The organism is Pseudomonas edaphica (assembly GCF_005863185.1).
Lineage (GTDB): Bacteria > Pseudomonadota > Gammaproteobacteria > Pseudomonadales > Pseudomonadaceae > Aquipseudomonas > Aquipseudomonas edaphica.
Map to the genome: position 1 here is coordinate 1 of NZ_VBVZ01000901.1, position 1,768 is coordinate 1,768.

Here is a 1,768-nt window from a genome sequence, read left to right on the forward strand (position 1 = left end):
TGGGCCAAGAAGTACGGCATCAAGATCGACATGGTGCAGCTCAATGACTATGTCGAGTCCATCAACCAATACACCGCCGGCCAGTTCGACGGCTGCACCATGACCAACATGGACGCCCTGACCATTCCCGCCGCCGGTGGTGTGGACAGCACCGCGCTGGTGGTCAGCGACTTTTCCAACGGCAATGATGGCGTGGTGATCAAGGGCACCGGCAAGACCGTGGCCGACCTCAAGGGCATGAACGTCAACCTGGTGGAACTCTCGGTGTCCCACTACCTGCTGGCCCGCGCGCTGGAGTCGGCTGACCTCACCGAAAAAGACCTGAAAGTGGTCAACACCTCCGACGCCGACATCGCCGCCGCCTTCAACACCGACCAGGTGCAAGCCGTGACCACCTGGAACCCGATGCTCTCCGAGATCAAGGCTAAACCGGGCGTCACCCAAGTGTTCGACTCCAGCAAAGTGCCCGGCGAAATCATGGACATGATGGTGGTCAACACCCAAACCCTCAAAGACAACCCGGCCCTGGGCAAAGCGCTGACCGGTGCCTGGTTTGAAGTGGTCGCGCTGATGAACGCCAAAAACGCTGCCAGCACCGCGGCGCTTGAACATATGGCCAAGGCCTCCGGCACCGACCTCAAGGGTTTCCAGGCGCAACTGGACACCACCAAGCTGTTCGCCACGCCCAAGGAAGCGCTGGCGTTCGCCACCAGCGCGCAACTGCCCGCCACCCTGCGCAAGGTCGCCGAGTTCTCGTTTGAACACGGCCTGCTCGGCGAAGGGGCCAGGGACGCCAGCGCCGTGGGCATGAGCTTCGCCAATGGCATCACCAGCGGCGACACCGCCAACCTCAAGCTGCATTTCGACCCCAGCTACGTGCAGATGGCCGCCGACGGCACGCTGTAAGAGGACCCGGCCATGCGCCTGATCAACCGTCACCCGGAACGCTCCAGCCGCCTGCTGTTGGTGCTGCTGCCGTTCGCCCTGCTGCTGTTCGCCTACTTTGTAGGCTCGGCCGAGCGCCTGGCGGATAACCCCAACGACAAACTGCTGCCCAGCGCCGCGCAAATGGGCGACGCGGTGAAACGCCTGGCGTTCAGCGCCGATACGCGCACCGGTGAATATGTGCTGTGGCAAGACAGCGCCTCCAGCCTGCGCCGCCTGGCGATCGGCTTGGGCATCAGCGCCCTCGCCGGCCTGTGCCTGGGCATCGCCGCCGGCACACTGCCGTTGTTTGGCGCGCCGTTGTCGCCACTGCTCACGGTGCTGTCAATGGTGCCGCCACTGGCGATCCTGCCGATTCTGTTCATCGTGTTTGGGCTGGGAGAGTTGTCCAAAGTCATGCTGATCGTCATCGGTGTAACACCGTGCCTGGCGCGCGACCTGGAACAGCGCGCCCGGGAAATACCCGTCGAGTTGCTGGTCAAGGCACAGACCCTCGGCGCCTCCACCTGGACCCTGATGCTGCGTGTGGTGCTACCGCAACTGCTGCCACGTCTGCTGATCTCGCTGCGGCTGATGCTCGGCTCGGCGTGGTTGTTCCTGATCGCCGCCGAAGCCATCGCCTCCACCGACGGCCTCGGCTACCGGATCTTCCTGGTGCGCCGCTACCTGGCGATGGACGTGATCTTGCCCTACGTGGTGTGGATCACCCTGCTCGCCTGGCTGATGGATTGGGGCCTCAAAACCCTCACACGGCGTGCGTTCCCCTGGTACGAAGGAGCGCGGCCATGAGTTTTATCAGCGTCAACAATGTGTGGCAGCGCTA

The 1,768-nt window shown here is 63.3% G+C and carries 2 protein-coding genes; both read left to right on the top strand.

The window, feature by feature from the left end:
- Positions 1 to 906 (top strand): putative urea ABC transporter substrate-binding protein (locus tag FEM54_RS31885; protein WP_138454201.1); only part of this gene is annotated, 906 nt, incomplete at its 5' end.
- A gap of 12 nt (positions 907 to 918) precedes the next feature.
- Positions 919 to 1,734 (top strand): ABC transporter permease, encoded by an 816-nt coding sequence (locus FEM54_RS31890; protein WP_017137311.1) that lies wholly within the window; start codon positions 919 to 921, stop codon positions 1,732 to 1,734.
- Positions 1,735 to 1,768 lie beyond the last annotated feature (34 nt).

Coding starts and splice junctions, on each gene's coding strand:
- FEM54_RS31890 (WP_017137311.1), top strand. CDS start 919: ATGCGCCTGATCAACCGTCACCCGGAACGCTCCAGCCGCCTGCTGTTG.